The sequence below is a fragment of the Pseudoxanthomonas sp. UTMC 1351 genome, assembly GCF_040948865.1.
GTDB lineage: Bacteria > Pseudomonadota > Gammaproteobacteria > Xanthomonadales > Xanthomonadaceae > Pseudoxanthomonas_A.
On record NZ_JAVGJT010000022.1, the window covers coordinates 24322 to 49976 of the forward strand.

23 protein-coding genes are annotated in these 25655 nt (G+C 62.3%); 16 read left to right on the forward strand and 7 right to left on the reverse strand.

Translation table 11 applies throughout. From position 1 onward, the window contains the following. Positions 1-172 precede the first annotated feature (172 nt). Positions 173-3010 carry a S8 family serine peptidase gene (locus tag AB6O04_RS15385; RefSeq protein WP_368564983.1) on the reverse strand — a complete coding sequence of 946 codons (2838 nt, stop codon included), beginning with the start codon at positions 3008-3010 and terminating at the stop codon, positions 173-175. Positions 3011-3192: 182 nt separating this feature from the next. Between AB6O04_RS15385 and AB6O04_RS15390 the strand changes: the two genes are divergently transcribed. The 6 genes from AB6O04_RS15390 (at position 3193) to AB6O04_RS15415 (ending at position 8184) form a co-directional block, all read left to right on the forward strand. Next, positions 3193-4368: an acetyl-CoA C-acyltransferase gene (locus AB6O04_RS15390; RefSeq protein ID WP_368564984.1), complete on the forward strand. Its 1176-nt coding sequence runs from the start codon at positions 3193-3195 to the stop codon at positions 4366-4368. Positions 4369-4564: 196 nt separating this feature from the next. Then, entirely contained in the window at positions 4565-4912 is a 348-nt protein-coding gene (locus AB6O04_RS15395; protein ID WP_368564985.1) for a hypothetical protein, read from the forward strand. Positions 4913-5070: 158 nt separating this feature from the next. After that, positions 5071-5391, forward strand: a complete 321-nt coding sequence (locus tag AB6O04_RS15400; protein WP_368564986.1) for a hypothetical protein — start codon at positions 5071-5073, stop codon at positions 5389-5391. A gap of 125 nt (positions 5392-5516) precedes the next feature. Then, positions 5517-7124 carry a carboxyl transferase domain-containing protein gene (locus AB6O04_RS15405; protein WP_368565067.1) on the forward strand — a complete coding sequence of 536 codons (1608 nt, stop codon included), beginning with the start codon at positions 5517-5519 and terminating at the stop codon, positions 7122-7124. A 164-nt stretch (positions 7125-7288) separates the two neighbouring features. Further along, positions 7289-7819: a polymer-forming cytoskeletal protein gene (locus AB6O04_RS15410; RefSeq protein ID WP_368564987.1), complete on the forward strand. Its 531-nt coding sequence runs from the start codon at positions 7289-7291 to the stop codon at positions 7817-7819. After that, positions 7816-8184, forward strand: coding sequence for a hypothetical protein (locus AB6O04_RS15415; RefSeq protein WP_368564988.1), 369 nt, complete (start codon positions 7816-7818; stop codon positions 8182-8184). Before AB6O04_RS15410 ends, AB6O04_RS15415 begins: the two co-directional genes overlap by 4 nt. Positions 8185-8213: 29 nt before the next feature. Here the strand turns inward: AB6O04_RS15415 and AB6O04_RS15420 are convergent, their stop codons facing one another. From AB6O04_RS15420 to AB6O04_RS15430, 3 genes are read right to left on the reverse strand one after another with little or no spacing between them, the layout of a single operon-like run. Next, positions 8214-8453, reverse strand: coding sequence for a DUF6587 family protein (locus tag AB6O04_RS15420; protein WP_368564989.1), 240 nt, complete (start codon positions 8451-8453; stop codon positions 8214-8216). A gap of 3 nt (positions 8454-8456) precedes the next feature. Next, positions 8457-10331 carry a ferrous iron transporter B gene (locus AB6O04_RS15425; RefSeq protein ID WP_368564990.1) on the reverse strand — a complete coding sequence of 625 codons (1875 nt, stop codon included), beginning with the start codon at positions 10329-10331 and terminating at the stop codon, positions 8457-8459. Beyond that, positions 10328-10588 (reverse strand): ferrous iron transport protein A, encoded by a 261-nt coding sequence (locus AB6O04_RS15430; RefSeq protein WP_368564991.1) that lies wholly within the window; start codon positions 10586-10588, stop codon positions 10328-10330. The genes AB6O04_RS15425 and AB6O04_RS15430 overlap by 4 nt, the downstream gene beginning before the upstream one ends. Before the next feature lie 109 nt (positions 10589-10697). Here AB6O04_RS15430 and AB6O04_RS15435 point away from each other — a divergent pair, with 109 nt between their 5' ends. The 9 genes from AB6O04_RS15435 (at position 10698) to yeiP (ending at position 20012) form a co-directional block, all read left to right on the forward strand. Continuing rightward, positions 10698-11498, forward strand: coding sequence for an enoyl-CoA hydratase-related protein (locus AB6O04_RS15435; RefSeq protein ID WP_368564992.1), 801 nt, complete (start codon positions 10698-10700; stop codon positions 11496-11498). Positions 11499-11502: 4 nt separating this feature from the next. Beyond that, positions 11503-11892 (forward strand): VOC family protein, encoded by a 390-nt coding sequence (locus AB6O04_RS15440; RefSeq protein WP_368564993.1) that lies wholly within the window; start codon positions 11503-11505, stop codon positions 11890-11892. Positions 11893-11917: 25 nt separating this feature from the next. Further along, on the forward strand, positions 11918-12352 hold the full coding sequence (locus AB6O04_RS15445) for a GxxExxY protein (protein ID WP_368564994.1): 435 nt from the start codon (positions 11918-11920) through the stop codon (positions 12350-12352). Further along, positions 12345-14336: a biotin carboxylase N-terminal domain-containing protein gene (locus AB6O04_RS15450; RefSeq protein ID WP_368564995.1), complete on the forward strand. Its 1992-nt coding sequence runs from the start codon at positions 12345-12347 to the stop codon at positions 14334-14336. The genes AB6O04_RS15445 and AB6O04_RS15450 overlap by 8 nt, the downstream gene beginning before the upstream one ends. Positions 14337-14486: 150 nt before the next feature. Then, positions 14487-15380 carry a hydroxymethylglutaryl-CoA lyase gene (locus AB6O04_RS15455; protein ID WP_368564996.1) on the forward strand — a complete coding sequence of 298 codons (894 nt, stop codon included), beginning with the start codon at positions 14487-14489 and terminating at the stop codon, positions 15378-15380. Next, the gene (locus AB6O04_RS15460; RefSeq protein ID WP_368564997.1) at positions 15377-17962 is read left to right on the forward strand and encodes an EAL domain-containing protein; all 2586 of its coding nucleotides are present in this window, start codon (positions 15377-15379) and stop codon (positions 17960-17962) included. Before AB6O04_RS15455 ends, AB6O04_RS15460 begins: the two co-directional genes overlap by 4 nt. A 212-nt stretch (positions 17963-18174) precedes the next feature. Continuing rightward, positions 18175-18945, forward strand: coding sequence for an SDR family NAD(P)-dependent oxidoreductase (locus AB6O04_RS15465; RefSeq protein ID WP_368564999.1), 771 nt, complete (start codon positions 18175-18177; stop codon positions 18943-18945). A gap of 5 nt (positions 18946-18950) precedes the next feature. After that, positions 18951-19388: an arsenic resistance N-acetyltransferase ArsN2 gene (gene arsN2, locus AB6O04_RS15470; RefSeq protein WP_368565068.1), complete on the forward strand. Its 438-nt coding sequence runs from the start codon at positions 18951-18953 to the stop codon at positions 19386-19388. A gap of 57 nt (positions 19389-19445) precedes the next feature. Further along, on the forward strand, positions 19446-20012 hold the full coding sequence (gene yeiP / locus AB6O04_RS15475) for an elongation factor P-like protein YeiP (protein WP_368565001.1): 567 nt from the start codon (positions 19446-19448) through the stop codon (positions 20010-20012). Positions 20013-20336: 324 nt separating this feature from the next. Here the strand turns inward: yeiP and AB6O04_RS15480 are convergent, their stop codons facing one another. From AB6O04_RS15480 to AB6O04_RS15490, 3 genes are all read right to left on the reverse strand, one after another. Beyond that, positions 20337-22070, reverse strand: a complete 1734-nt coding sequence (locus tag AB6O04_RS15480) for a DUF4105 domain-containing protein (protein ID WP_368565069.1) — start codon at positions 22068-22070, stop codon at positions 20337-20339. A 131-nt stretch (positions 22071-22201) separates the two neighbouring features. After that, positions 22202-22501 (reverse strand): DUF2388 domain-containing protein, encoded by a 300-nt coding sequence (locus AB6O04_RS15485; protein WP_368565002.1) that lies wholly within the window; start codon positions 22499-22501, stop codon positions 22202-22204. Positions 22502-22776: 275 nt separating this feature from the next. Further along, on the reverse strand, positions 22777-24162 hold the full coding sequence (locus tag AB6O04_RS15490) for an FAD-binding oxidoreductase (protein WP_368565003.1): 1386 nt from the start codon (positions 24160-24162) through the stop codon (positions 22777-22779). A gap of 192 nt (positions 24163-24354) precedes the next feature. Here AB6O04_RS15490 and serA point away from each other — a divergent pair, with 192 nt between their 5' ends. After that, the gene (serA, locus tag AB6O04_RS15495; RefSeq protein ID WP_368565004.1) at positions 24355-25596 is read left to right on the forward strand and encodes a phosphoglycerate dehydrogenase; all 1242 of its coding nucleotides are present in this window, start codon (positions 24355-24357) and stop codon (positions 25594-25596) included. Positions 25597-25655: the final 59 nt, after the last annotated feature.

Sequence of the window (25655 nt, forward strand, 5' to 3'; positions counted from 1 at the left end):
AATAGCACCGAGTCAGTAGCAATAGGGCCGTCGCAACGGCAGGCGACAACGAACAAACGCAATACGCCCCTCGTAGAGCGGAGCTTGCTCCGCTGCTCTACCGCTTTCGTTGGCAATAAAGCAAAAGCAGCGGAGCAAGCTCCGCTCTACGAGAAGCGAGAAGTCAGTGTCGTTAGAACTCGAAGGCGACTTTCGCCGACATCATTCGCGCTTGCTTGCGCGGCCCGAAGCTCTGGTCGTAGCCGAAACTCATCATGACGGCATCGGACACGTGCGCATCGAAGCCGATGCCGAAAACGCCGCCCGACACCTCAGGCGAAGCACCCACCAAGGGCGCCCACGCTTCCACGCCGACGAAGCTGGCCTCTATACCTAACCCTCGCGCGGTCAGAGTCTCCTGCCATTCGGCATAGCCATGCAGAGCGAAGCCCCTGCCGTGGCCGTACTTCCACCCATGCTCCGCACGCAGCCCACCTATCGCCAGCGTGCGTTCGCCCACGCTGGCATCGGTCTTGAGGCCGAAGCCGCTCGCGCCGGTTTCGACGAAACCATCGCGGTCGACGCGCGCGTATTCCGTGCCCACGTACGGCGTTAATGCTGTGGCACTGGAGCCAAATCGGTAGCCTGTCTCCAGGCTCATGGATAGAAAATCACCCGCGTATTCGCTGGCGACACCGTGACTGGCCTGACCCAGCAACAGTTCGCGGCGCAGCTGTCGGTCATAGCGTCCAAATCCCAGCTGTCCAAGCGCGTAAGCGTTGCCGCGTACGCTGCCCATATAAAACTGCCCTTGTGCTTGCCGGTCTTGGCCGCGATCGCGGCTGGAACCAACGCTGGTGTGCGACTGAATTTCACCGAACGCAACGCCGACCACACCGTACTGGCTCAAGCGCAGGTCGCTGCCCAGCATCCAGCCGTCCATCTGGAAATCATTGGCGCCGTAACTGCCACGCCCTGCTTCGCCCAGACGTTGGTACCAGTCGCCACGTTGTGTGGGTTGATCGACCAGTTGATCGAACCGCGACGACAAGGCTCGCCGATTCATGCCAATGGCGTCGAACGTCATCGCATCCGCCGCGGCGTGGAGTTCGCCGGAGAGGCTTGCCAATGATGCCTTGGCCTCCGCCTGCGTCGGACTGCGCTGGAGTTCACCGGCCATCTCGATAAAACCGGCCGCTACCGGTTCGGGACGATTCTCGCCACGTTGTTGCGCGTCGATCTGCAGAAAGGCGTTCTCCACCCGGGAAGCGGACGCCAGCGACGCCGCACTTATGTTTCCGAAGGCAGTCGCGGCCGCGGAAACATCGAGGCGAGTGATATTGAGCAGCACCTGGTTGCTGTTGTACTCAAGACTGCCATCGAGGAACACGCCCGGTCCTTGAGTCAACGCATCGAAACGGCCGGAAACACCGCCCATCGCATTGATCAGCAACTCGCGGTTGGAATACACGTATCCGCTGACGAGTCCGCTGATCTGCAACTGGCCGCCTGAGATGAGAGCAACACCGTCGACATACAGCTTCGACCCAACCTGCATGCTCAATGTCGCACCGGTGGACTGCATGAAGTCGCCGGTAATCCATTGGATCGCGCTCCCCGTAATAGCGACCTCTCCGTGATTTTCCAGATCTTCATGTACACCCGCATTGAACAGGTGCAGTGAGCCCTGGGTGCCGACAAAAGCGCCTGCCGGCAGGTTGAAACGGGTTGCAAGCGTTCCGCCTTCGATACGGGTCTGACCACGGTAGCTCAAAATCCCGGACAACTCCAACCGGCCACTGCCGCGCTTGATCAGCCCGCCATCACCCCTGATCTCATTCGACCAGGCCGAGGTGATGCCATCGAAAGACACGGTCACATCGCCCCAGTCGAACCGCGATGGGCCAGACACAGCCTTGCCGACGTTGAGCAAACCATAACCGAACACCGGATCCACTCCGGGATCGCCATAGTCCGTCGCCGTGCCCAGCAGCGTCTGCCTTACCAGATCGTTGTTGAAATATGGAAACGCTTCCCATACCAGCGCCGCCGCACCGGACACCTGCGGTGCGGCCAAGGAAGTGCCGCTCCAGTTCCAATAACTGGGATTGGTCGGTGAATCGTTGGTACCGGTTACCGTCACCGTCCCCGGTGCCGCCAGGCAGTAGTTCATCGCTACGCCACAGGCATTGGAATAGCTGGCAAGTTGAGTGGGGTTGTCGGTGTCCACTGCCGCCACCGCCAACCAGCCGCGCTCCAGGTCGGCTGCCGGCAAACTGCCGCCGCTACCCAATTGGCTGGGCAACGCCGCCATGCTGCTGGGATTGGGGCGCGACTCATTGCCGGTGGCGAACACCACCAGGCCTCCATTGCCGACGATGAAGGGACGGTATTCGTCTGCAATGGGCGCGGTCGCCGCAGGATTCGTCCAATACAGGCCGCCCCACGAATTGTTCATGATCTTGGCGCCGCGATCGATCAAGTCCTGGTGGATAGGTGCCAAGCCCAATGCGCCGTTGACTTCATTACCCTGCCCCGACCCGTCATCGGTTGGCCGGGTATCGGAAATGATGCGCGCGGAAATGATCGATGCTCCGGGCGCTATGCCTCCAGGCCAGTTGCCGAATGGTTTCCCCGCCATGATCTGCGACACGGCCGTGCCATGGCCCACCACATCGTCCACGGTCAAATTGTTGGGCGGCGATGCAATGTAGGTCAGGTTGTGCAACACCCTGCCCTGCAAGGCGGGATGATTGCGGTTGACGCCGCTATCCACCACCCCGATCCGGATGTTCTGACCAGTGAGCCCAGCCGCGTGCGCCGGGGCCGTGTTCGTCACCACCAAGTGTTTACTGAAGGCAGGATCAGGTGTGCCGACGACCGGTGGCGTAGCTGGCGGGGGACTTGGAGGCGGCGAGGCTGGCGGGGGATCGGCGCGGACCGTACCGCCTCCGCCTCCACCGCCACAGGCTGCCAACGACAAAGACATCGCCAGTAGTGCCGCTTTCGACGCGACACCGGTCTTCCCCATCCATCCTTCCATTGCGACTCCCCAGTCCAATCGTCTTACATCGACATGACGCCCCGGCTCGCAATCTAGCTCACCGGCGCGCTACATGCATCCTCGATGCACGCCCCTGTATCGAATGGCCGATTTGCCGCCCTTCGGCGGCGAGCGGATAATCGCAGGTCTACTCTTCGAAAGGTGCCCCCATGTCCGATATCGTCATCGCCGCCGCCAAGCGCACCGCCATCGGCTCCTTCCTTGGCCAGTTCACTGGCGTTCCCTCGCCCACGCTAGGCGCCGCCGCGATCCGCGCGGCGCTGGAACAGGCCGGCGTGCCCGCCGCGGATGTCTCTGAAGTGATCATGGGCTGCGTGTTGCCGGCCAATCTGGGCCAGGCGCCGGCCCGACAGGCATCGCTTGCTGCCGGCCTTCCCACCAGCGTGGGCTGCACCACCGTCAACAAGGTCTGCGGTTCGGGAATGAAGGCCATCATGTTGGGACACGATTTGATCAAGGCCGGCTCGGCCAGCATCGTGGTCGCCGGCGGCATGGAGTCGATGACCAATGCTCCGCACATGATCCCCAACTCTCGCACCGGTAACCGGTACGGCAACTTCCAGACAATCGACCACATGGCATGGGACGGCCTGACCAATCCTTACGATGGTCAAGCCATGGGTGTATTCGGTGAAGCCACGGCGGAAAAGTTCGGTTTCACCCGTGAGGACCAGGATGCATTCGCCATCGAATCGGTCAGACGCGCGCAGGCCGCGCAGCAGTCCGGCGCTTTCAATGACGAGATCGTTCCAGTGAAAGTAGCGACGCGCAAAGGCGAAGCGGAGTTCGCCACCGATGAACAACCCGGCAAGTCCGACATCGCCAAAGTTCCGACGCTCAAGCCCGCTTTCAAAAAGGACGGCACGGTGACGGCCGCCAGCTCTTCCAGCATCTCTGATGGCGCTGCGGCGACTGTGCTGCTTAGCGCCGAAGAAGCGGCCAAGCGCGGCATCCGACCGTTGGCGAAGATCGTCGGCCACAGCACTTTTTCGCAACAACCGGAGTGGTTCACCACCGCACCGGTAAGCGCCATCGACAAGCTGCTCAAGCAGGTGGGATGGTCGGTGGATGAGGTGGATCTTTTCGAAATCAACGAAGCTTTCGCGGTCGTCGCCATGGCGCCTATCAAGGAGCTGGGTATTCCCCACGCCAAGGTCAACGTCAATGGCGGCGCGTGTGCACTGGGGCATCCGATCGGAGCCTCCGGCGCGCGCTTGGTGGTCACCTTGATCAACGCCTTGCGCACGCGTGGCGGCAAGCGCGGCGTGGCCAGTCTTTGCATTGGCGGCGGCGAAGCAACGGCTATTGCTGTTGAGCTAGTTTGATTCGCTTCAGGAGCGCCGGAAACACCGAAACCGTTCAAGCCATTGTGTTTGCGCGACATTTCGCACCGAAGTGGAAAACCACTTAACAGCTAATTGACAAACGTAACGCTCGACCGCTTGACAGCGGTCACGGGCTTGTCATCATGTTGCAGGCGCGCAATTGCGCGTTGCCTAAACAACGACGAGGAAACCGACCATGACTATTAATAAGGCTCTGATCGCACTGGCTCTGGGTTTGGCCCTGGCTGCGTGCTCGAACCAGGACCAGGCTGCCGACGCTGCCGCCGACGCCAACGCCGCTTCGACCGAAGCCCAGGCTGCTGCTGACGCCGCCGCTGCTTCTGGCGAAACCACTGCCGACGCTGCACAGCAGGCTGCCGATGCCGCCGCCACCGCTGCTGACGCTGCCGGTACCGCTGCCGCCGACGCTGCCGCTGCCGGCACCTCCGAAGCTGCTGACGCTGCTGCCGACGCTGCCTCTTCGGCCGCCGACACTGCCGAAGCCTCCAAGGATGCTGCTCAGGAAGGCGAAGAGAAGAAGTAATCTGCTGCTGTCTAGCGGATTTAGCGTTAAACTTGAAAAAGCCGCCGGTTCACTGGCGGCTTTTTCTGTACCTGGGACCAGTCCCGGCCCCGCCTTCATTGGCTAAGCCGCCTGCCGGTCGCAGTCAACCTCTACTAATAACTAATGCTGGGGATCCCATGAAAATCAAGTTCTACGTCCTGTTGGCCGCCGCTGTCCTGGCCCTGAGCGCCTGCACCAAGCCGGAAGCCGAGCAGGCTGCCGACGCGACTGCCGCCGCCGCTGACGAAGCCGCTGCTGCGACCGAAACCGCCGTTGCTGCTGCCGCCGACGCGACCGAAGCTGCCGCTGATGCGACCGCCGCCGCTACCGACGCTACCGTCGCTGCCGCTGCCGATGCGACCGCCGTTGCTGCCGACGCGACTGCCGACGCTGCCCAGGCTACTGCCGACAAGGCTGCCGAAGTTGCCGACAAGGCCGAAGAAGCTGCCAAGCAGTAATCGACTTACCTTCGGGTAAATCGAACAAGGCCCGCGCAAGCGGGCTTTGTTTTTTGTAGTGGCAAAAAGTTTGGCGCCGGCACGCCTTTGTGTTGTGATGCGCCCTTTCCATGCTTGGCCGCACTATGCCGTCGTTGATTTCGCAGCTGGACCCGCGCTCGCAGGAATTCCTGGATAACGTCGAGTACCACCGCGCACTGGTCGCGGAACTTGACCGCCGGTTGGCCAAAGCCGCCGATGGCGGCGGCGAAAAGGCACGGACCAAACATACCGAGCGCGGCAAACTATTGGCGCGCGACCGTATCACCGCTTTGCTCGACGCGGGATCCCCCTTTCTTGAAATCGCGCCGCTAGCCGCCGAGGACATGTACGACGGTGCGGCACCCGCAGCCGGCATGGTCTGCGGCATAGGCCGTGTCATGGGACAGGAAGTGGTGATCGTCGCGAACGACGCGACGGTCAAGGGCGGCACTTATTTCCCAATGACCGTCAAGAAACACCTGCGTGCGCAGGAAGTCGCGCGCGAAAACCGCTTGCCATGCGTCTATCTGGTCGATTCCGGCGGTGCCTTCCTGCCGCTGCAGGATGAAGTATTCCCCGATAAAGAACACTTCGGTCGCATCTTCTACAACCAAGCGCGGCTAAGCGCTGAGAACATTCCGCAGATCGCGGTCGTCATGGGCAGTTGCACCGCAGGCGGCGCCTACGTGCCGGCAATGTGCGACGAGAGCATCATCGTCAAGGAACAAGGCACCATCTTCCTGGGCGGTCCGCCATTGGTGAAAGCGGCCACGGGCGAAGTAGTCGACGCCGAGGCGTTGGGTGGCGCGGAAGTCCATACCAGCCTCTCCGGCGTGGCTGACCACCTGGCGGAAGACGACCGCCATGCGCTGGATATCGCGCGGAGTTTGGTAGCCAATCTCAACCGCCGAAAGATCCCCCCAGTCACCGTTCGCGAAGTACGCGAACCCTTATACCCGGCCGACGAGCTGTACGGCATCGTGCCGAAAGATACTCGCCGCCCCTTCGATATCCGCGAAGTGATCGCGCGGATCGCCGATGGCTCGGAGTTCGACGAGTTCAAGGCGCGCTATGGCAAGACCCTGGTCACCGGCTTCGCCCACCTTCATGGGTACCCGGTCGGCATCATCGCCAACAACGGCATCCTGTTCTCGGAAAGCGCGCTCAAAGGGGCGCATTTCATCGAACTGTGCAATCAGCGCGGCATCCCACTGGTGTTCTTGCAAAACATCACCGGTTTCATGGTCGGCAAGAAATACGAGAACGCCGGTATCGCCAAGGACGGGGCGAAGATGGTCACCGCCGTGGCCTGCTCTTCCGTGCCCAAGTTCACCGTGGTGATCGGCGGCAGTTTCGGTGCCGGCAATTACGCCATGTGTGGCCGTGCCTACGGCGCCAGATTCCTGTGGATGTGGCCGAATGCGCGAATCAGCGTGATGGGCGGCGAACAGGCGGCCAGTGTGTTGGCGACGGTGCGGCGCGACAGCCTGGAGGCAGGTGGCCGTTCGTGGACAGCCGAGGAAGAAGAAGCCTTCAAGGCGCCCATTCGTGAGCAGTACGAATCCCAAGGCAGCCCTTGGTACGCCACGGCGCGGCTGTGGGACGACGGCATCATCGATCCCGCCGACACCCGGCGCGTACTGGGCCTGGGCATTTCCGCATCGCTCAACGCGCCGATCGAACCGGCGCGGTTTGGGGTTTTTCGGATGTAGCCATCCTCTTCAGTCAGATGAAGAACTCTCCACAACACCGGCTGCAGGGTGAATCGGCCGTCATTGGTTCGGAAGTGGGTAGTGAATTTGGTGTGAGCGGTCACAGCCGTGTCATCGCCCGGCGCCCATAGTGGGGCGTTCTTATTGCCCGGAGTTGTCCCGCTATGTCTATTTGGAAAGATCAAGGCGCTACCAAGAAGGATGCAGCCACGCTGGTACCGGAGCCATCCTCTCCGGTTGAGCGGGAGGCACCAGTAGCCGCGAGCTTTTCGCCCACGGTGACGGCCCCGGCGGCGCGCGCCGCCGCCGAACGCGAGCCCAAGGAGTCGCTGATCGCAGCTGATCTGACCATCGAAGGCAAAATCGAAGGCGTTGGCCACATCCGCATCGCCGGCAAGTTCAAAGGCGACGTTAATGTGCAGGGCGACCTGACCATCGAGACCGGCGCCAAATTGAACGGCGGCGTACGCGCCAACAAAGTCACGATTGCCGGGGAGCTGGAAGGCAACATCGAATCGGCTTCGCGTGTGGAGCTGCTGGCGTCCGGCGTGCTGATCGGAGACGTGAAAGCCGAATCGCTGACCGTCGCTGCCGGGTCTCGGATGCGTGGACAGGCCGAATTCGGCTGGGACGACAGCAAGTCCACGGCCAAGCCCGCCAAGAACAACGGCGCGGAGCCTCTTCCAGGCGCATGAGCAGTCCGCGTCCGGGACAAGCCGGCGCAACCCGCATTTGCCCGCACTGCAAAACCACCATTCTGGAAAGTGCGCTGGTTTGCCCGGCCTGCAGACACCATCTGCGGTTCGAACCGGGTGCGGGTGCCGCAACAGCGCCCATCATCACGCCCTTGCGCGTGGAAGGCAGCATTCGCCACCCCGCCGATGGCGAGGCGTGGGAATACTGCGTTGTGCTATCGATTCGAAACGACCGCGGTGATGAAGTCGCCCGTCAAGTCGTCGGCGTAGGCGCCATGCAACCAAACGAGAAGCGCACTTTTACCCTGGCGGTGGAAGTTACTCCGGCTACTGGCAAGGGCGGAAAGAAAACGACCCGGCATTGAGCACAAGTCGGCCCCACGCGGCCGACGCGCTACTGTGTATCGCAGCCGCTACAACCGCCGCAGCCAACGCCACCCGCGCTTCCCGCGGGAGCGATACGGCGTCCTAGTGCACGCTGCCATGCGGGGCGGCTTTCGTGCAGCAGGCTCAATGCCAAGGCGACCCGCAACTTGCGCATGCTTCCCGGGAACTGTTTCTTCGCCACCACCCACGCGCTGACCAACACCGCCAAGGCGATGATCACGTATTGAAGGGCCAGCGATGCGCTCATGGCTCAGCCCGCTCCCAATCGCACGGCGACCTGATAGGTGATCAGCGACGCTGCATACGCCATGGCGAACAGATAAACCGTCGCGAAGCCCATCTGTTTCCACGAGTTGGTCTCGCGCTTGATCGTGGCCAAGGTGGAAATACACATCGGTGCGTAGATGTACCAGACCAGCAACGACAGTGCGGTGGCCAGCGACCAGCCATCGCTGATGATCGGCGATAGTGCTTGCGCCGCCGCTTCATCGTCGGCGGCGGACAACGCGTACACGGTCGCCAGCGAGGACACCGCCACTTCGCGTGCGGCCATGCCGGGAATCAACGCGATACAGATTTGCCAGTTGAAGCCCAGTGGCGCGAAGAACACTGCCATGGCGTGGCCGATGCGGCCAGCGAAACTGTAGTCGATCGCCGGCCCCACTGCATCCGCGGGAGCCGCAGGAAAGGACAACAGGAACCACAGCAGAATGGTCAACGCCAGGATGATGCCGCCGACGCGCTTGAGGAAGATCATCGCGCGTTCCCACAGGCCGATCAGCAGATCGCGCGGATGCGGCAGGCGATAGGAAGGCAGTTCCAGCAGCAAGGCATGTTCGCCCTTGTCGCTGCGCCAACGCTTCATCATCCAGGACACCAACAGAGCACTGAAAATGCCGGCGGCGTACAGACCGAACAGCACCAAACCCTGCTGATTGAAAATGCCCCACACCTGCTTCTGCGGTACGAACGCACCAATCAGCAACGCGTATACCGGCAACCGCGCGGAACACGTCATCAGCGGCGCCACCAGAATGGTGGCCAGACGATCGCGCGGGTCCTGGATGGAACGCGTCGCCATGATGCCGGGAATGGCACAGGCGAAACTGGACAACAGAGGAATGAAGGAGCGTCCCGACAGACCCGCCGATGCCATCATGCGGTCCAAGAGGAACGCCGCGCGCGGCAGATAGCCCGACTCCTCCAACGCCAGAATGAAAGCGAACAAAATCAGGATCTGCGGCAGGAATACGATCACTCCACCGACGCCGGCAATGATGCCCTTCACCAGCAGGCTATTGAGCGGCCCTTCCGGCAGCGTGGTGCCTACCCATTCACCCATGGCGCCGGTACCGGCTTTGATCAGGTCCATCATGGGCGTGGCCCAGGCATACACGGCCTGGAAGATCAGGAACATCACTACCGCCAACGCCACCAGGCCGAATACCGGGTGCAGCAGCCAACGGTCCAGTGCATCGTCGATCTTCGCCGTGCGCGTCGGCATGCTGACTGCCAGCGACAACAGCCGGCGCGTCTCTTCGTGGTAACGGTCGGCGTGGAGATCGGCTTGCTCGCCCAGCCGCACGTGCGGCGTATGCGGATGCGCCGCCATCCGGTCGATCTGCTCCACCAGCGCTTTGGCACCGTTGCGTTGCACGGCGACGGTTTCCACCACCGGCACGCCGAGTTCTTTTTCCAGCACGGCCAAGTCGATGCTTATTCCCCGGCGGCGAGCGGCGTCGGCCATGTTCACGGCGACGATCATCGGCTTGCCCAGCTCGCGCACTTCGAGCGCAAAGCGCAGATGCAAACGCAGATTGGTGGCGTCGACTACGCAGACCAAAACGTCGGGCGCCGGTTCTCCGGGCAGGAAACCACGGCATAGATCGCGCGTGATGGCCTCATCCAAGCTGGCCGCATGAAGACTGTAGGCGCCTGGCAGATCCAGCACGGCGTAGCTGCGGCCAGACGCGCTATGGAAACGTCCTTCCTTGCGTTCGACCGTCACACCAGCGTAGTTGGCGACTTTTTGCCGGCTGCCGGTGAGCTGATTGAACAGTGCTGTCTTGCCGCAATTGGGATTGCCGACCAGCGCCAGCCGCAGCGGTGCCGCTTGCGCATTCATGCGTGGTCTCCCTGGTCAGCGCCGTTGACGCGCAACCGCACGCGTGCGGCTTCGGCTCGGCGCAACGCGAAGCGAGTGAAGCCTACCTGCACCAGCAGCGGCTCCGCTCCCAATAACCCTTTGGCGACGATCTCCACTTGTTCTCCATTGACGAATCCCAACTCACGCAGGCGGCGGGCGATGTTGTCGTTGGGTCCATGATCTTCCACAGACTCCACGATGGCCGGGGTCCGCCGGGGCAATTCGGATAGCGTCACGTAATTAACTCTTAATGCGAACTATTCTCATTGTAGCATCGCCGCAGCGCACGAAAGGCTTCAGCGGGCTAGGGGCTATCATTCAGCCAATTCGCAAGGAACAGCTCGCATGGGGGAATCGCCTGAAAAACAATCGCTGGTACAGGACCGTCGGGGCAATGTCCTGCATGTCGGTCTGGACCGCCCGGAACTGCACAATGCCTTCGACGCCGATCTGATTCTGACGCTGACCGCCGCGCTGGAAAATGCAGGCACGGATCCGGCTATTCGGATCGTGGTGCTTGAGGGCGCCGGTACGTCTTTTTCGGCGGGTGCCGACATCAACTGGATGCGCGGCATGGCCTCTGCCAGCGAAGCGGAAAACCGCCAGGACGCGCTTGCCCTCGCCCGCCTGATGCGAACGCTCGATGAGCTGCCAAAACCTACGATCGCCCGAGTGCATGGCCCCGCTTTCGGAGGCGGCGTGGGACTGGTGGCTTGCTGCGACATCGCCATCGGCGTGCCGGAGGCGAAATTCGGGTTGACCGAAAGCAAGCTCGGCCTGTTGCCGGCGGTGATCTCGCCGTATGTCATCGCCGCTATCGGTCCCCGCCAGGCACGGCGTTGGTTCGCCAGCGCGGAAATCTTCGATGCGCAAACGGCGCTGCAGATCGGCCTGCTGCATCAGGTGGTGCCGATGGATCAACTGGATGGCGCGGTGAACCGGCAGATCGCCTTGTTGCTGAAAGCCGGACCGCTAGCCACCGCGAGCGCCAAACGGTTGGTGACCCGGGTCGCTGGCGAAAGTGATCGCGGTGTGCTGGACACCGACAACGCCCGCTTGATCGCACAACTGCGCACTTCCCCGGAAGGTCAGGAAGGACTCGCGGCCTTTCTCGAAAAGCGTCTGCCCGCCTGGGTAAAGGGGTAAAGAAATGATCGATCACATTGGTGTTTCTGTTTCCGATTACGCCCGGAGCAAAGCGTTCTACGAAGAAGCCCTGGCTCAGCTGGGCGCCGCACTGACAATGGAAGTAACGCCGGAAATGACTGGCGACGGCAGCAGCCATGCAGGCTTCGGGCGCAATGGCGAGCCAACCTTTTGGATCAGCCCGAGCGCGTCCGTTTCGCACAACCATGTCGCCCTGGTTGCGGAAAGCCGCGAGCAAGTCGACGCATTTCACCGCGTCGCATTGGTCGCCGGCGGCCGCGACAACGGCGCACCTGGTTTGCGGCCGCATTACCACCCCAACTACTACGCAGCGTTCGTGCTGGACCCGGATGGCCACAATATCGAAGCGGTGTGCCACGGCCCTGAAGCGTAAAAGTTTTTGACACGGATTAACAAGGATGTACACGGATAAGAAGCTGTTGATAGAAGAAGGACTGACTGAACGGGTCATTGGTGTGTTTTACGACGTGTACAACGAGCTCGGCGCAGGTTTCTTGGAAAGCGTTTATGAGAATGCATTTGCAATCGCTTTACGAGAAGTTGGCATCGATGTTCAACAACAGGTATCACTCCAAGTGGAATTCCGTGGGCTAAGCGTCGGAGCGTTCAAAGTCGATCTTCTTATCTCAAAGTGCCTGATCGTCGAACTGAAGGCTGTGGCTCAACTAAACCCCGCACATGAGGTACAGCTTGTGAATTATTTAAAGGCATCAGGGGTACAGGTGGAATTGTTGTTCAATTTCGGACCGCGGCCGCAGTTCAAGCGCCGCATATTCGGCCACGCTTCTAATCCGTGTCCATCCGCGTTGATCCGTGTCCAAAAAGATGTTTAGCAAAATCCTCATTGCCAATCGCGGCGAGATCGCCTGTCGGGTCATTCGCACCTGCCGCCGTCTGGGTATCCGCACGGTCGCGGTCTATTCGCAGGCCGATGCCGATGCGCAGCATGTGCGATTGGCCGATAGCGCTTATCCCATTGGCGGGCCGCGTCCGGCGGAGAGTTATCTGCGCGGCGATGCGATTATCGAGGTGGCGAAGAAAACCGGCGCACAAGCCATTCATCCCGGCTACGGCTTTCTTTCTGAAAACGCCGAGTTTGCCGAAGCCGTGGACGCCGCCGGCATCGTCTTCATCGGTCCTCAGGCCGCTTCCATGCGCAAGATGGGCAGCAAGGCCGGCGCCAAGGAACTGATGGCGGCCGCGGGCGTGCCGGTGGTGCCGGGTTATACCGGTGCCGATCAGTCACCGGAGTTACTGCTGCGCGAAGCGGTCGCGGTCGGGTTCCCGCTGATGATCAAGGCCGCACACGGTGGCGGCGGCAAAGGCATGCGCATCGTGCACGGGCCGGAGGAATTTCTGGCCCAGTTGGAAAGCTGCCAGCGCGAAGCCCGCAATGCCTTTGGGCGCGACCGCGTGTTGCTGGAACGCTACGTGCAATCACCCCGCCACATCGAAATCCAGGTGTTTGGCGACCGCCATGGCAACGTCATTCATCTCAACGAACGCGAATGCTCGGCGCAACGCCGCTACCAGAAGGTGCTGGAGGAATCCCCTTCGCCTTTCCTGACACCTGTGTTGCGTGACGCGATGGGAGAAGCGGCGGTCAACGCCGCGCGCGCCATCGACTATTTCAATGCGGGCACGGTGGAGTTCATTGTTGATCCGCAGGGCGCGTTCTACTTCATGGAGATCAACACCCGGTTGCAGGTGGAACACCCGGTGACGGAAATGACCACCGGGCTCGACCTGGTGGAATGGCAGTTGCACATCGCCTCGGGCGAACCGCTGCCGTTGGCGCAGAGCCAGGTGCCGCAATCGGGTCATGCGATCGAAGTACGCCTGTATGCGGAAGATCCTGAAGCTGGTTTCCTGCCGGGCTCCGGACGCCTGGAGACCTTGGCCCTGCCCGCGCCTTCCACGCACGTCCGTATCGATTCTGGCGTTATCGAGGGCGATACCGTCTCCATCTTCTACGACCCGATGATCGCCAAGCTGATCGTCTGGGAGGAGGACCGCCCACGCGCCCTCGCCCGCTTGCGCGAGGCCTTGGCGCATTGCCATATCGTAGGGCCGAAATCCAACATCGGTTTCCTGGAGCGGCTGGTCCGGCACCCGTCCATTGTCGGAGGCAGTATCGATACCGGTTATCTGGACCGGCATCTGGACGAGTTCATGCCGGCCGAAGCGACCGACGAGCACCTATTGCTGGCGGCGGCAGCCGTGGTCCTGTTGACCCAGGAAGCCGGTGCGCTGGCGAAAGCGACCGCTTCCGCCGATCCATATTCCCCCTGGGCTGTCGCCGATGGCTGGCGCCTGGGCCATGGCGGCCACCGGCCGCTCGCGTTTCTACACCGCGGCCAGGACCTGGCTTTGACCGCGCACGGCTCAGCCGGCGATTACCGGATCGAATATGGCGGGGCGAACCATGCTGTCCAAGGCGCACGGTTGACCGGCGGCGCCCTTAGCCTACGTATCAACGATGAGGCCAGGCGTTTCCAGGTGATCCACGACGGAACGCATCTGATCGTGCACGATGGAGAACAACGGCTGGCACTGGAAGCCGTGCCGGTATACCGCCGCATCGACACGGGTGACGCGGCAGGCGACGACCGTATCCGCGCGCCGATGCCGGGGCGTGTGGTCGTAGTGAAAGCCAAACCTGGTGACGTGGTCGGCGCAGGACAGGAGCTGCTGGTGATGGAAGCGATGAAGATGGAGCTGGCGCTAAAAGCACCGCGCGACGGCGTGGTGAAGGAACTGCGCGCCAGTGCTGGCGACTTCGTCGAGGCTGATGCCGTGCTGGCGTTGTTGGAATGAAAAACCTGCTACTGACTCACCGTTGTTGTCTTGGCTTTTGTTCGTACTGGAAGGCTGCCTGATGTCCGAACGTTCCTCATTGCTCGATGTCTTCGCGGCCACGGATAAACCGCTGGGTCTGCGCCGCGTCGCGGCCACCGGGCAGCGGCCATGACGGATTTCGTCCGCATCGTCGAAGTCGGGCCGCGCGATGGCCTGCAGAATGAGAAAGCCATCGTCGCCACTGCGGACAAGATCGAACTAATCGATCGGTTGTCGCAAGCCGGACTGCGCACTATCGAAGCCACCAGCTTCGTCAGCCCCAAATGGGTGCCGCAACTGGCCGATGCGGCGGAAGTGTTCTCCGCCATTGCGCAAAAACCCGGTGTCGCTTATCCGGTGCTGGTGCCCAACGAAAAAGGCTACGAACACGCACGCGAGGTGGGTGTGCGGGAAGTCGCGGTGTTCACTGCCGCGTCCGAAGCGTTCAACCAGAAGAACATCAACGCCAGTATCGACGAATCCATCGAGCGATTCCGTCCGGTGCTGGAACGCGCTCGCGCCGATGGCGTGAAAGTGCGTGGTTACGTTTCCACCGTCCTGGGCTGCCCTTACCAAGGCGCCGTGCCCGTGGCCGATGTCGTACGGGTGGCACTGCAACTGCACCGGCTTGGCTGCTATGAAATCTCGCTTGGCGATACTATCGGCGTCGGCACTCCCCACAAGGCCAGCGCCATGTTGAAAGCTGTCGCCGGCGAAGTTCCACTGTCCGCGCTTGCAGTGCATTTCCACGACACCTACGGGCAGGCGTTGGCCAATATCCTGGCCTGTCTGGAATACGGTGTGCGTGTGGTTGACGCCTCGGTTTCCGGCGCAGGCGGATGCCCGTACGCCAAGGGCGCCAGCGGCAACGTCGCCAGCGAGGACGTGGTGTACCTGCTGCATGGGCTGGGATTCGAAACCGGGGTCGATCTGGCCCGCCTGAGCGAAACCGGGCGCTGGCTGGCTGGCCGCCTGGGCCGGGAAACAGGCAGCAAGGTCGGCAAGGCGTTGGCCGCCGCATGAACCCTCTCGCGCCGTCCGACGAAACGGGTTCCACGTCGGCGGGCAGCGATACCGCGGCGATCCTGCTTGGGCTGGAACGCGCGAGCGCGGACACATCATTGAGCGAAGAAACCCGCGGATTGCTGGCGGCAGCACGAGAGGCATTGCTGTCGGCCAAACAGGACACCGAAACCGCACGCCAGCGCTACCGCAACTTGTTCGACGCGGTGCCGGATCCGGTCAGCATCATTGCCGAGGACGGCACCGTGCTGGACCTCAACCGCGCCGGCGTGCAGGCCTACCGCAGGTCGCGCGAGGAAATCGTCGGCCAGAACATCAGCCTGCTCAATCCCGACCTGCCACGCGATCATCTGGTGCCGGTCTGGGAAACGCTCAACCGCGGCGAAACCTACGTCATCGAAGTCACCAACATGCGTGGCGATGGCACCCGTTTTCCGGTGGAAGTGCATTCGGCCAACATCTCGTTCGACGGCCGCAAGAGCATCGTCGCCGTGGCCCGCGACATCAGCAGCCGCCGCGAAGCGGAAATGCGCTACCGCGAACTGATGGAAACGATCGATAAAGGCATCGTGGTGCAGAACCGCGACCTTGGCATCCAGTACTGCAACGGCGCGGCATTGCGCATCTTCGGCATCCGCGAGGACCAGCGTGTGTCGGATGAGCTGCGGCTGGACCGCTGGCGCATCGTCGATGGCAACGGCCGGGAAATTCCGCCTTCCGATCTGCCCGCGCAGCGCGCCCTGGATTCCGGCCATGTGGTGGAGAGCGTATTGCTGGGCATGTACCACCGGCAAAAAAAACAGCTGATGTGGCTGACCGTCACCGCCGTGCCGCAGTTCGCGCCCGGCGGCAACGAGCCTGCGCAGGTGACCTCCATCTTCAACGACGTCACCGAGCTCAAGCGCGACAGTGCCTTGTTCGACCGCGCCCAATCTCTGGCGCATATCGGCGGTTGGGAATGGGACATCGGCCGCGACCGCATGTACCTGACCGATGAAGCGCTGCGCATTCTGGGTGCGGCGCGTCCGCTGAAGACGCTGGACGCCATGCTGACATGCCTGCGGGAACCGGACCGCAAACGGCTGCGCTGTGCCATCGAGAAGATCGTCGAAGGCGGCAACGGCTTCGATCTGGAACTACAGGGCTCCCAGGCCGACGGCCACACCTTCTGGATCCGCGCGATCGGTGAAGCCGAACCCGGCGACCCGGTCACCTCGCGTATCACTGGCACGATGCAGGACATTTCGCAGGACAAGCAGGCCGAGGAAATGCTGCGCATCCAGGCGCGGACCGATCCGTTGACCGGCCTGATGAATCGCGACGCCGTGTTGAACGAACTCGGCGCCCGCCTGGACGATCCGGAGCTCGCCAAGGTCGCGGTGCTGTACATCGATCTGGACCGCTTCAAGATGGTCAATGATGTGCTGGGTCACAACGCGGGCGACGAACTGCTGGTGCAGGCGGCCAACCGCATCCGCGGCGCAGTGGGCACCGACGGCATGATCGCGCGCTTCGGCGGCGATGAATTCCTGGTGATCTGCGACGCCCGCACCGAACCTGGACAGCCGGAAGCCCTGGCCAATGCGGTCCTGCATGCGTTCGCCGACGCTTTCCGCTTCGGCAAGGATGAGTTCGCCATCACCGCGAGTATTGGCATCGCACGCTCGCCACGCGACGGCGTTCGGCCACAGCAACTGATCCAGAATGCCGATATTGCGATGTACGACAGCAAGCATCGCGCTCGCAATGGCTGGCAGCCCTTCACCCCTGAACTGGCGCAGCGGCAGCAGGACCGGTTGCAGATCGAAACGCAGCTGCGCCGCGCCGTGGATAACGAGGAATTCCGGCTGGTCTACCAACCCCAGGTCGATCTGCGCCTTGGCCGCATCGTCGCTGCGGAAGCGCTGATCCGCTGGCAGAACCATCAATTGGGCGAACTGCGCCCCGACCTTTTCATCAGCCATGCGGAAACCACCGGCGACATCGTGCGCATCGGCAGTTGGGTGCTGCAAGAAGCCTGCCGACAGGTGGCCGACTGGCGCGACCAAGGGCTCGGCATCGTGCGGGTGGCGGTCAACGTGTCGTACCGGCAGTTCGTCGGCGACGACCTGGCCGATAACGTGCGCAGGTTGCTGGCCGAATTCAACCTGCCGGGTGCGGCATTGGAGCTGGAATTCACCGAACGCGTGCTGATCGAGGATGCGCCCGCCACGTTGCGCACCTTCGCCCAGCTGCGCGAGCTGGGTATCGTGCTGACCATCGACGATTTCGGCGAGGGTTACAGTGCGCTGAACTATCTGCGCCGCCTGCCCATTCACGGTTTGAAGCTCAGCCAGCTGTTCACCGAAGGCGTGCCCAACAACCGTTCCGACGTAGCGGTCTGCCAAGCCGTCTCCGCCATTGCCCGCAGCCTGGGCCTGACCCTGGTCGCCGAAGGCGTTGAGTCGGAAGCCCAACGGCAATTCTTGTTGCAGTTGGGCGTGCCGGTAGGCCAAGGCTTCCTGTTCGCACCCGGCCTGTCGCCAGACGAATTCGCCCGCCGGCTTGCCGATATTCCGCTGGAGCGGGTTTCCAACGGCTGAAGCCATCAGATGGGTCGTTGCAGGAGCCCCGCCGCTTTTGTAGGAGCGGCGTCCCGCCGCGAGCCCTTCCCGTCAGATCGCGATAGAGGCGAACAGCTCGCGGCGGGACGCCGCTCCTACAAAAGGGGCACCAACAAAAGGGGCACCAATGGATGGGAACGCCTCCAAGCCATCGCGTAAAATGCCGGAATTCCCGCTAAACGGTTTCCCGCATGCATCTTCCCGATATCCGCGCCGTTGTGACCGGCGGCGTCTCCGGCCTGGGCTTGGCCGTCGCTCAGCATCTGGTTGCCCAGGGCGGCAAAGTGGCCTTATTCGACGTCAATGATGAAAAAGGCGCCGCGGCGGTGGCTGCACTGGGCCAGGACCACGCGCGCTACTACAAGACCGACGTGACCGATGAAGACGGCGTGTCCGCGAACATTGCCCACGCCCGGGAGTTCCTGGGCGGGCTGAATGCCGCCATCAATTGCGCGGGCATCCTCGGCGCCGGCCGCGTGCTGGGCAAGGATGCACCCATGCCGCTATCCACGTTCCGCACCACCGTGCTGGTCAATCTGGTTGGCAGCTTCAACGTGGCCAAGGCCGCCGCCGACGTGATGCAGCACAGTCCGGCCGGCGAAGACGGCGAGCGTGGCGTGATCATCAATACCGCCAGCGTCGCGGCATTCGAAGGACAGATCGGCCAAGCGGCGTACTCGGCTTCCAAGGGCGGCGTGGTCGGCATGACCCTGCCGATGGCGCGTGAGCTGTCGCGATTCGGCATCCGCGTGATGACGATCGCACCCGGCATTTTCTGGACGCCGATGGTCGACGGCATGCCCGAATCGGTGCAGCAATCGCTTAGCGCTTCCATTCCGTTCCCCTCGCGTCTAGGCAAGCCGGAGGAGTTCGCCGAAACCGTCGCTTTCATTCTGCGCAGCCGCTACCTCAACGGTGAAACCATCCGTCTGGATGGCGCCGTGCGCTTGGCGCCGAAGTGAACACCATGATGCAGGTGGCATTCGGCCCGGCGGCGTCAACGGCGGTCTTTGCCGGATTACTTGCCAGCAATGGTTTGCCGGTGAGCGATCTGGCCGACTTGCCGGCGCCTGATTGCCTGGTTGCGACGATCGAAGGGCATGTGGCGGGTGCGGTGGGTCTGCAGATATTCGGCCCATACGCACTGCTGCGTTCGCTGGTGGTCGCTGATGATCAGCGTGGTCATGGACTGGGTGGAGAATTGGTGGAACGCATCGAATCGCGCGCGCGCGAACGCAAAGTCGAACGAATGTTCCTGCTCACCACGACGGCGGAGGCCTTTTTCGCCCGGCTCGGCTATGCCAGCGCCGATCGCCAGTCAGCACCGGAAGCGATCCGAAGTACTCAGGAATTCTCGTCGCTGTGTCCCGCCAGTTCGGCGTTCATGCATAAAGACCTTCACTGACGGCGCGGCTATCCGTTGCTGTCTCCCATCCATTTTCTCCAACTTCCGAATACTTCAATGAAAGCCTACGACATCAAGAAAGGAAACGTCGTCGAACACAACGGCGGCGTGTACCAGGTCCGCGACATCGAACGCAGCTCACCGCAGGGCCGTGGCGGCAATGTGCGCTTCCGCTTCACCATGTACAGCGTGCCCGGCGGCAACAAGCTGGACGCCAGTTTCGATGGTGACGACGATCTGAAAGAAGTCGAACTGTTGCGCCGATTGGCGACTTATTCGTACAAGGATGGCGACGCGTTCGTGTTCCTGGATGACGAGGACTACACGCCGTACACCTTGGATGCCGACGTGGTCGGCGAAGCGGCCGGCTACATTACCGACGGCCTGACCGGCAGCTATGTGCAGGTCATTGACGACATGCCGGTGGCCTTGCAGCTTCCGCAGCACGTCACCTTGGAAGTGGTGGAAACACCGCCGGAGTTGAAGGGCGGCACCGCGACCAAGCGGCCCAAGCCGGCCAAGCTCAACACCGGCATCGAAATCATGGTGCCCGAGTACATCACCACCGGCGAACGTGTGCTGGTCAACACCACCACCGGCGAATTCGGCGGCCGCGCGGATTGATTTCCTCGCCGTTTGCGGCACCCGATTGACCGTAGGAGCGCCGTCCCGGCGCGAGCTTTTGCTTTCATGGCCGCCGAAGAAAGAGCTCGCGGCGGGACGCCGCTCCTACGGAATTCTCTTTCCGCATCACCTTGACTGCGCGCTGTAACCGGCCCGGTAGACGGTGCGCGTCGGGGACGTGGCCCCGATCTACATGCCAAAGCTGAAGGTAGGAGCGTCTCGGCACGAGCTCTTCCTGTCCGATCGCGATAAAGGCGGAAGAGCTCGCGGCGGGACGCCGCTCCTACGGGAACCCTTCCGTCATGGGGTAGGTCTAGCCAGCCATCAACGCAGCTGCATTCCGCCCTGCTCTTTGTGCAGGCGGCGCAAGCGTTCGCCTAACATCCCGATGTTGTTTTCTGTGCCCTCAAGCGCCGCGCTCTGCTCCGGGCTCAGCCAACGTCTTGCGCTTTCACGCAGCGATGCGCGTTGCTGTTTCAATTGCGTCGCATAACGGCCACTTGCCTGCAACAAAGCTTTTCGCTCTTCTGCCTGCGGCAGCCCATAGCCGCCTTCGGGCAGCAAAGTCGCAGGACGACTGAAATAGCCCTCCGTCTGCAAAAGGTCACGCAACGCTGCCACGCCGTCGAAAGCGTCAGTGCCGATCTGTTCACGGCTTCCCAGATAGCGCCGCTTGAGTTCGTCGCGCGCCAGCGATTCCTGTCGCTGCAATGCGGCTTCCTCCAATAGCAGCAATGCGGCGCTGGTGCGCAGACCCTGCCCCGGACTTGATCCGGGGTCAGCACGCTGCAGCCAGGGTGCACGCGTATCGGGCGGTAGCGCCAGCCAATCCTGAACCCGGCTTTGTGGCAGCTCCAGCGCGTTGCGCGCAACATCGAACATGGCCTGAAAATGTGCGCTTAGTGGTTCGAACCGATAACCAAGGCGCACCGCTTCGGTGGGATCGTCCAGCACCGTTTCGTCGGCGATATCTCGCTTCTGCAATTTCCTCAACAAAGCAGTCGGGGTGACGCTCGACAAGCGTTCACCGGCCAGGCGCGGCACGCCATCGTGCAGCAGCTTGAAGGTTTCCACTGCGCAGTTGTTACTGAGAAAGTAATAGCGTCCGTCATAGCTCCAATGAAGTTGCGCAGCGCGTTCCAGCAGGCCCGCGATTTCGGATTCGTCCAACCGCAACGGTATCGAGCGAAGACCACGCAACTCGACCTTGGTGTATTCGTCGATCACCTGCCCTAGCGGCAGCACGAACAATCGTGATGGATAGGAACCAGTCAATCCACGCCAGCTAGAGATTTGCACATCGTCGACGAAGGCGCGGAACGACAGCACGCGATGGTGCACAATATCCAGGCGGCAATCCGGGCCGCGCGGCCGGCCGGGCGCACAGATCACCAAGCGCAACATGCTGTGCCCCCAGCGGCTCATTGGCTGCTCGTTGCCTTCCGCCAACAGATAATCCACGGCATAGACGCGGTCGGCTTCAAGTTGCAGCAATGGTGTTCCGGTTTCGTCCGTACCGGCCTGCAGGAACACGAGCCCAGGCGCGCAAATACTCTTCGGCGGCGACCAGCCAAAATGCCCGGAGAAATAGCGAAACAGTGCCGGCCGCCGACAAGCGTAATCCGGGTCCAGCAGGAAATGCTCCAGATTCACCGCGACGAATTCGGTCGGCTTGGTCAGCTCGTAAAGATCCGGACTGCGGTCGCTGAAAGCGTTGCGCGAGCTGCGCAAGCCCAAGCGCAACGGCGCCACCTGCCAACCGGCTGCATCGAGCAGTCGCGGATCACGCGATAGCTGTCCTTGAGGGGTGCGATCGTAAAAATGGGCCAGCTCATGAATAACCGCCGCCAGCGCCGCGCGCGTGTCGGGATCATCGGCATCGGCGTCGATCGGACGCGCCATCCACGCATCCAGCAGTTTTCGATCCAGCAGTATCCTGGCCGTTTGTGCCCGCCCGTGGACCTGCGCGGGCAGATCATCGCGCCACGCCACGGCGATGCGCCGGTGCAGAGCGGCGACCCACACGGGCGGCAAGCGCTCCGTCGCTGCACCCAGCAACTGGCGCGTCGCATCCGTCTGCTCGGGCGTCAATGTTTCGGTTTCGGGCTGGAGATTCAGCGCGGCCTGCACGTTTGCCGTGCAGGCCAGCAGGCACAGAGCCAGCCACGTTCGCGGCCGGCGGAACGGACTCACAACGCCAGGATGGCCTGCGCGAGTTCCAGATCGCTGGCTTGGCGCGCCGCCTCGTCACGTTCGCGCAGCTGGCGCAGCGCGGCCTCCAGGCGAGCGCCGCGGATCCGGCCTTCGCTGGCGACGAAACTGGCGGCGTCGTCGCGCGCCTGCAGCACTACTTTGTCGTCTTCGGAGGTGCTGCCGGAAGACGCCGAGGAACCGGCCGACGAAGCACCGGCCGAAGTGCCGGCGAAGCTACCCGCCAGCGTGGGAAGAGAAAGCGCCAGCAACGCACCGGCAATCAAGAGTCGCGACATATTGTTTCCATTGTGGGCTATAGCGCCTGGGCTGTGGCGCGGTGTGGCAAGCCTACCGGCAAATGCATCTTCTCGCCTGAATATTCTCACTGTGAGGAAGAGTCAATCGAGGCCGCTTTAGTGCGGCTGCAGTTCCTCGCGACAATGGATTTAGAGGCCAGGGGTCAGGGATCAGGGGTCAGAGGCCAGGGAAAAACCAAGAGCGGATCCCGCTTTTCTTTTGCCTTTCCCCGGCCTCTGACCTCTGACCTCTGCTCCCCGCTCCCCGCTCCCCGCTAATCAAACACCTTGCCCGGGTTCATCAATCCATTCGGATCCAGTACCCGCTTGATGCCGCGCATCACCGCGATTTCCTCGGCGCTGCGGGTGCTTTCCAGATAGCCCTTCTTCACCAGGCCGATGCCGTGTTCAGCGGAAATGCTGCCCTGGTACTTGGCCAGCGACGCCGCCAGCAGCTTGGTGACCTGCTCGCATTGGCCGACGAAATCGGCATCGGACACGTCATCGGGCTTCAGCACGTTGATGTGCAGGTTGCCGTCGCCGATGTGGCCGAACCAGACCACGTCGAATTGCGGATACGCCTGCCCCAATAGTGCCTGGGTCTCTTCCAGGAACATGGGCATGACGGAGATCCGCACCGAGACATCGTTCTTGTAAGGCTTGTAGCGCGCCAGGCTTTCGGTAATACCCTCACGCAAACGCCACAGTTGCGCCGCTTGCGCGTCGCTCTGGCTGATGACTCCATCGCCTACCCAGCCGTTTTCCATGCAGGCCTCAAACGCTGCCATGGCGGCTGCCTCCTGGGCTTCATCGCCAATGGCGAATTCAGTCACCACGTAATACGGATAAACCTGGTCGAACGGCTGCTGCGCGCCATGCGCCAGCACGTGGTGCAGCGCGCGGTCGGTGAAGAACTCGAAAGCCTCCAGTTGCAGCCGCTCACGGAACGCGGCGAACACCTTCATCAGCACGTCGAACGACGGCAGCGCCAGCAACATGACGTTGGTCGGTGGCGGCGGATCGGTCAGGCGCAGCGTCGCTTCCACCACGACGCCCAAGGTGCCTTCCGAAGCGATGACCAGATGGCGCAGATCGTAGCCGCTGGAATTCTTGATCAGGCCGCGGTTGAGCTCCAGCAATTCGCCGGTGCCGGTGACCAACTTCAATCCCGCGATCCACTCGCGAGTATTGCCGTAGCGGATCACCCGGATACCGCCGGCATTGGTGGCGATGTTGCCGCCGATCGAACAGGAACCGCGGGCGGCGAAATCGACCGGATAGAACAAGCCGTGTTCGCGGGCAGCATTCTGCGCTGCTTCCAGCGGGATACCCGGCTGCACGGTCAACGTGCGGTCGATAGCATTGAAATCCAGCACACGGTTCATGCGTTCCAGGCTGAGTACCAGTTCGCCGTTGGCCGCCACGGCGCCGCCCGATAAGCCGGTACGCCCGCCGGATGGCACCAGCGCGATCCCGTGTTCGTTGGCCCAGCGCACCGCGATCTGCACTTCCTCTACCGACCCCGGCAAGGCGATGGCCAGCGGGGCAGGCGTCCAGCGACGGGTCCAGTCGCGCCCGTAGTGCTCGCAGTCGGCCGGGTCGGTCTTCAGGCGGAGGTCTGGGGCGGCTTGCCGCAAGGCCTCCAGGCGTGGGTCGGTCATCGTGGTTGGATCGCAATGGGGACGGCCAGCGTGCCAGCGTCGCCGCGGCCCGTCCAGAAGTCCGCGCAAAGTTGCCATGGAAACCATTTTCATACCGCGGTGAGCCACCTCCGCGCACTGCGGCAGCGCAGCAAAAACACTGGCCTTCTGGCATAGTGCAAGGCCGCCTTCCTTCCCCTCTTCTCCGCGCAAATGTCGACCAAGAAAACCTCCTATCCCAAGCAGGACATCCGTGTGTTGTTGTTGGAAGGAGTCAGCCAGACGGCAGTGGAAACCTTCCGCGCGGCCGGCTATTCGCAGATCGAATACCACGCCAAGTCGCTGCCGGAGGATGAGCTGAAACGGGCCATCGCCGAGGCCCACATCGTCGGCATCCGCTCACGCACGCATCTGACCGAAGACGTGCTTTCGCATGCGCGCCGGGTGATTGCGGTGGGCTGCTTCTGCATCGGCACCAACCAGGTCGATCTGGATACGGCGGAACTGGCCGGCATACCGGTCTTCAATGCGCCCTACTCCAACACCCGCAGCGTCGCCGAGCTTGTGATCGCCGAAGCCATCATGCTGATGCGCGGCATTCCGCAGAAAAGCGCCGAGTGCCACCGTGGCGGCTGGTCCAAGTCGGCCGCCGGTAGCCACGAAGCGCGCGGCAAGACCTTGGGCATCATCGGCTATGGCCATATCGGCACGCAGGTAGGCGTGCTGGCCGAAGGCATCGGCATGAACGTGATCTTCCACGACATCGAAACCAAGCTGTCGCTGGGCAACGCGCGTTCGGCAGCGGGCCTGGACGATCTGCTGGAACGTTCCGATGTGGTCACGTTGCACGTGCCTGAAACGCCAGCGACTCAGAACATGTTCGGTGCTGCGCAGATAGCGAAGATGAAACGCGGCGCGCATCTGATCAACGCCTCGCGTGGCACGGTGGTGGATATCGACGCATTGGCCGCGTCGCTGCAATCCGGCCACATCGGCGGTGCCGCCGTGGACGTTTTCCCGGTGGAGCCCAAGGGGAACGACGACGCTTTCGTCTCGCCGCTGCGCGGCATCGACAACGTCATCCTGACGCCGCACGTAGGCGGCAGCACGTTGGAAGCACAGGACAATATCGGCGTGGAAGTGGCGGCCAAGCTGGTGCGCTACAGCGACAATGGCTCGACGCTGTCGGCGGTGAACTTCCCGGAAGTCACCCTGCCCGGCCACGAAGGCAGTCGCCGCATTCTGCATATCCACCGCAACGTGCCCGGCGTGCTGTCGCAGGTCAACGACATCTTCCGCGCTCAGGGCGTGAACATCGACGGCCAGTTTCTGCGTACGGATGCAAAAGTCGGCTATGTGGTGATCGACGTCACCGCTTCGGAAGAACAGGCTGCCGAACTCAAGGACGCATTGGTGGCGATTCCTGGCACGCTGAGGACGCGAGTGCTGTATTGAGCATGCATTGAGATCGCGTGGGAGTGCGTCTGAATTCAAGCATCACCGGCATCTTCGCA

Coding starts and splice junctions, on each gene's coding strand:
- AB6O04_RS15385 (WP_368564983.1), bottom strand. CDS start 3,010: ATGGGGAAGACCGGTGTCGCGTCGAAAGCGGCACTACTGGCGATGTCT.
- AB6O04_RS15390 (WP_368564984.1), top strand. CDS start 3,193: ATGTCCGATATCGTCATCGCCGCCGCCAAGCGCACCGCCATCGGCTCC.
- AB6O04_RS15395 (WP_368564985.1), top strand. CDS start 4,565: ATGACTATTAATAAGGCTCTGATCGCACTGGCTCTGGGTTTGGCCCTG.
- AB6O04_RS15400 (WP_368564986.1), top strand. CDS start 5,071: ATGAAAATCAAGTTCTACGTCCTGTTGGCCGCCGCTGTCCTGGCCCTG.
- AB6O04_RS15405 (WP_368565067.1), top strand. CDS start 5,517: ATGCCGTCGTTGATTTCGCAGCTGGACCCGCGCTCGCAGGAATTCCTG.
- AB6O04_RS15410 (WP_368564987.1), top strand. CDS start 7,289: ATGTCTATTTGGAAAGATCAAGGCGCTACCAAGAAGGATGCAGCCACG.
- AB6O04_RS15415 (WP_368564988.1), top strand. CDS start 7,816: ATGAGCAGTCCGCGTCCGGGACAAGCCGGCGCAACCCGCATTTGCCCG.
- AB6O04_RS15420 (WP_368564989.1), bottom strand. CDS start 8,453: ATGAGCGCATCGCTGGCCCTTCAATACGTGATCATCGCCTTGGCGGTG.
- AB6O04_RS15425 (WP_368564990.1), bottom strand. CDS start 10,331: ATGAATGCGCAAGCGGCACCGCTGCGGCTGGCGCTGGTCGGCAATCCC.
- AB6O04_RS15435 (WP_368564992.1), top strand. CDS start 10,698: ATGGGGGAATCGCCTGAAAAACAATCGCTGGTACAGGACCGTCGGGGC.
- AB6O04_RS15440 (WP_368564993.1), top strand. CDS start 11,503: ATGATCGATCACATTGGTGTTTCTGTTTCCGATTACGCCCGGAGCAAA.
- AB6O04_RS15445 (WP_368564994.1), top strand. CDS start 11,918: ATGTACACGGATAAGAAGCTGTTGATAGAAGAAGGACTGACTGAACGG.
- AB6O04_RS15450 (WP_368564995.1), top strand. CDS start 12,345: ATGTTTAGCAAAATCCTCATTGCCAATCGCGGCGAGATCGCCTGTCGG.
- AB6O04_RS15455 (WP_368564996.1), top strand. CDS start 14,487: ATGACGGATTTCGTCCGCATCGTCGAAGTCGGGCCGCGCGATGGCCTG.
- AB6O04_RS15460 (WP_368564997.1), top strand. CDS start 15,377: ATGAACCCTCTCGCGCCGTCCGACGAAACGGGTTCCACGTCGGCGGGC.
- AB6O04_RS15465 (WP_368564999.1), top strand. CDS start 18,175: ATGCATCTTCCCGATATCCGCGCCGTTGTGACCGGCGGCGTCTCCGGC.
- arsN2 (WP_368565068.1), top strand. CDS start 18,951: ATGATGCAGGTGGCATTCGGCCCGGCGGCGTCAACGGCGGTCTTTGCC.
- yeiP (WP_368565001.1), top strand. CDS start 19,446: ATGAAAGCCTACGACATCAAGAAAGGAAACGTCGTCGAACACAACGGC.
- AB6O04_RS15485 (WP_368565002.1), bottom strand. CDS start 22,501: ATGTCGCGACTCTTGATTGCCGGTGCGTTGCTGGCGCTTTCTCTTCCC.
- AB6O04_RS15490 (WP_368565003.1), bottom strand. CDS start 24,162: ATGACCGACCCACGCCTGGAGGCCTTGCGGCAAGCCGCCCCAGACCTC.
- serA (WP_368565004.1), top strand. CDS start 24,355: ATGTCGACCAAGAAAACCTCCTATCCCAAGCAGGACATCCGTGTGTTG.